The organism is Luteibacter sp. P4_D7_3 (assembly GCF_056401735.1).
The window spans coordinates 1-3,833 of record NZ_JBFUIT010000355.1; the positions used below are offsets into that span (position 1 = coordinate 1).

The following is a 3,833-nucleotide window of genomic DNA, read 5'->3' on the forward strand; positions in this document are numbered from 1 at the left end:
GCATAGCTGGCTCCCACAAAAAAGCCCGCCCGGGTACGAGACCGGGGCGGGCGCTTCTGCCTTACGGTGTCGTTACTTCTTCAGATCGTAACGATCCAGATTCATCACCTTCGTCCAGGCCGCGACGAAGTCCTTGACGAACTTCTCGTTGGCATCCGAGCTACCGTACACCTCGGCGTGGGCACGCAGCACGGCATGCGAACCGAAGACCAGGTCGACACTCGTGGCTGTCCACTTGTGGGTGCCCTTGCCGCGCTCGCTACCTTCGAACGTGTCGCGCGAGGTCTGCTTCCACTCCGTGCGCATGTCGAGCAGGTTGCGGAAGAAGTCGTTCGTCAGCTTGCCGGGACGATCGGTGAAGACACCATGCGAGGCGCCTTCGACGTTCGCGCCGATCACACGAAGGCCGCCGATGAGCACGGTCATCTCCGATGCGGTAAGGGTCAACAGCTGCGCCTTGTCGATCAGCAACGCCGTAGCGGGCACGCTGTACTTGCCCTTGAGGAAGTTGCGGAAGCCATCGGCGACCGGCTCGAGCGAGCTGAACGACTCGACATCCGTCTGTTCCTGCGAGGCGTCGGTACGGCCGGGGGCAAAAGGAACCGCGACCGCTTGCCCGCCATCTTTCGCCGCCTGCTCGACGGCGGCGCTACCGGCCAGCACGATCAGGTCGGCAAGGGAGATCTTCTTGCCGCCCGTGCTGAACTCGGAGCGGATGCTTTCCARCTTCGCCAGTACCTTCGACAACTGCGCGGGCTGATTGACCTTCCAATCCTTCTGCGGTGCCAGGCGGATGCGTGCACCGTTGGCGCCACCGCGTTTGTCCGACCCGCGGAAGGTGGATGCCGAAGCCCATGCCGTGGAGACGAGCTCTGAAATGGTAAGGCCTGACGCGAGGATCTTCGCCTTGAGCGAGGCAACGTCGCTGTCGGTGACCAGCGCATGGTCCACGGCGGGGATGGGATCCTGCCAGAGGAGCTCTTCCTGCGGTACTTCCGGGCCGAGATAGCGTGCACGCGGTCCCATGTCACGGTGGGTCAGCTTGTACCAGGCACGTGCGAAGGCGTCGGCAAACTGGTCCGGATGCTCGAGGAAGCGCCGTGAAATCTTCTCATAGGCGGGATCGAGGCGGAGCGCCAGATCCGTCGTGAGCATGGTGGGGCGGTGTCGCTTCGAGGCATCGTAGGCGTCGGGAATGGTTTCCTCGGCGTCCTTGGCGACCCACTGGTTCGCACCCGCCGGGCTCTTGGTCAGTTCCCATTCGTGACCGAACAGGTTCTCGAAGAACTGGTTGCTCCACTTCGTCGGGGTCTGGGTCCAGGTGACTTCCAGGCCGCTGGTGATCGTGTCGGCACCCTTGCCGCTGCCATACGTGTTCTTCCAGCCAAAGCCCTGGTCTTCGAGACCACCGGTCTCCGGCTCATTCAACACGTGTTTGGCATCGCCCGCGCCATGCGTCTTGCCGAAGGTGTGGCCGCCGGCGATCAGGGCCACCGTCTCTTCGTCGTTCATGGCCATGCGGCCGAACGTCTCGCGGATGTCGATGGCCGATGCGATGGGATCGGGATTGCCTTCGGGACCTTCCGGATTGACGTAGATCAGGCCCATCTGCACCGCGGCCAGCGGGTTCTCGAGGAGGCGCCCGTCTTCGGTGCGATCCTCTTCGATACCGTGCAGCTCGGCCTCGGCCGTGATCACGCCTTCCTCGTGCGCGCCGGCGTCGTGCTCGTTGCCCTGGGTCTTGCCTTTGCCGTAGCGGTGGTCGCCGCCAAGCCACTCCGTTTCCGTACCCCAGTAGACGTCCTGGTCCGGTTCCCAGGTGTCTTCGCGGCCGCCGGCGAAGCCGAACGTCTTGAAGCCCATGCTTTCCAGGGCGACATTGCCGGTGAGGATGATGAGATCGGCCCAGGAGATGCTGCGGCCGTATTTCTGCTTGACCGGCCAGATCAGGCGACGTGCCTTATCCAGGCTGACGTTATCGGGCCAGCTGTTCAACGGGGCGAAACGCTGCTGACCGCGGCCACCGCCGCCACGGCCATCGCCGATGCGATAGGTGCCGGCGCTATGCCAGGCCATCCGAATGAAGAGTCCGCCATAGTGGCCGAAGTCGGCAGGCCACCAATCCTGCGAGTCGGTCATGACGGCCAGGAGATCTTTCTTCACTGCCGCCAGGTCGAGTTTCTTGAATGCCTCGGCGTAGTTGAAGTCAGGGTCCATCGGGTTGGATCGGGAAGAGTGCTGGTTGAGCAGATCCACGCGTAGCTGTTTGGGCCACCAATCCTTGTTCGTCGTACCGCCGCCGGCGGTGTGATTGAACGGGCACTTCGCTTCGTTCGTCATTCGCGCTTCTCCTGGGGTGGGCCGGCGCGAAGGGTCGCAATCCGGCATTGCCTATGAACGCATAGAGCCGACTATACGGGCAGGCCAGAGATTGCAGAAATTGATTGAAGTTATCGTGACAAGAGGCTGAGCCTATCGAAACCGGCGATAAGTTACGGATTTGAAAAGGTAATCGGTGGCCGGCTGACGTACTCAGTAACCGGCGGTCCGTTTTTTCTCACGCTCGAGGTTCCAGGCACGGTGCGAGGCTTCATCCTGGAAGGTCCAGGCGACGAAGCGGCTCTGCTTGTTGCCCTGGGCCATGTTGACCGTGCGCACGTCGAGCGCCTTCGCGTGGGTGAGCGCGCGGTAGATCTCATTGRGGTGTTCGCTCCGCGCGACCAGCGTGGTGAACCAGAGCACCGTGCGCGAGTAACTTGTGCTTTCGGTGATCATCGTGCGGATGAAACGTTCCTCACCGCCCTGGCACCACAGCTCGCGACCCTGGCCACCGAAGTTGAGGTTGGTGGTTCGCGGGGGCGCGTTCTTGTCCRGGTTGCGTGTCTTGCGGATGTTGCCTGCCGCGGCTTCGCGGGCGGAGGCATGGAACGGCGGGTTGCACATGCTGACGTCGAAGCGATCTTCGGGGCGTAATAACTGCTCGAAGACGTGGATCGGGTTCTCCTGGCGGCGCAGGAAGATCCCGTCTCCGAGGCCCGGGTTACCATCGACGATGCCTTTGGCGGCACGCAGCGCGTGTGTGTCCACTTCGGAGGCGGTAAACCGCCAACCATATTCGCGGTTGCCGATGAGCGGGTAGATCAGGTTCGCACCCGTGCCGATGTCCAGCGCGCGAACGCCGGCCCCGGTGGGAATCTGACCCCCGTTGGAACTGGCCAGCAGATCCGCCACGCCGTGCACGTAGTCGGCGCGGCCCGGGATGGGTGGCACCAGATAGTCCGGTGGGATGTCCCAATGAGCGATGCCGTACTGGGACTTCAACAGCGCCCGGTTCAGCGCCCGAACGGCGTGCGGATCCGAGAAATCGATGCTGTCCTCACCGTGGCCGTTGTCGCCGACATAGGCCGCGAGCAAGGGCAACTGCCGCGAGAGCTCGGCAAAGTCATAGCGCCCGGTGTGGCGATTGCGTGGGTGCAGGGACGTCACCGCAGGGGCGGCGGACTTGGGTTTCTTCATCGCGAGGGGCCAGTTGGACGTTGGGGCAGCCCTATTGTCGCAGATGCGCCGCCATGTTCCGTGGCAACATGGTTTTCTTTGCAAGGCCGACCCCATGGATGCCAAAACGGCGTGGCCCGACCGCGTGACCATCGACGGGACGGTCTTCAAGGCGCGTGTGGATGCCAGGGACGGCCTGGTGAGCCTCCCCTGCGCCTCGGAGCCCCAGGTGTCCGTTGGCGACGTGATCACCCAGACGGTGGGCCGCCGCGAGAATTCGCTCGAGGTGCTCGAGGTCGATTTCCAGCTGAACGGCTCGCTCGGCATTGGCACCGTCC

General features: G+C 63.3%; 3 protein-coding genes. 1 reads left to right on the plus strand and 2 read right to left on the minus strand.

Annotated elements, in window-relative coordinates:
* Positions 1–72: 72 nt before the first annotated feature.
* Both katG and rlmF read right to left on the minus strand, forming a co-directional pair.
* Positions 73–2,340, minus strand: coding sequence for a catalase/peroxidase HPI (gene katG, locus AC1DSN_RS19690; protein ID WP_477294174.1), 2,268 nt, complete (start codon positions 2,338–2,340; stop codon positions 73–75).
* Between the two features lie 192 nt (positions 2,341–2,532).
* A complete protein-coding gene (gene rlmF, locus AC1DSN_RS19695; protein ID WP_477332377.1) occupies positions 2,533–3,516 on the minus strand; it encodes a 23S rRNA (adenine(1618)-N(6))-methyltransferase RlmF in 984 nt (327 codons plus the stop codon).
* Positions 3,517–3,610: 94 nt separating this feature from the next.
* Between rlmF and AC1DSN_RS19700 the strand changes: the two genes are divergently transcribed.
* Positions 3,611–3,833: hypothetical protein (locus AC1DSN_RS19700; protein ID WP_477332379.1), on the plus strand; the 223-nt coding region annotated here is incomplete at its 3' end.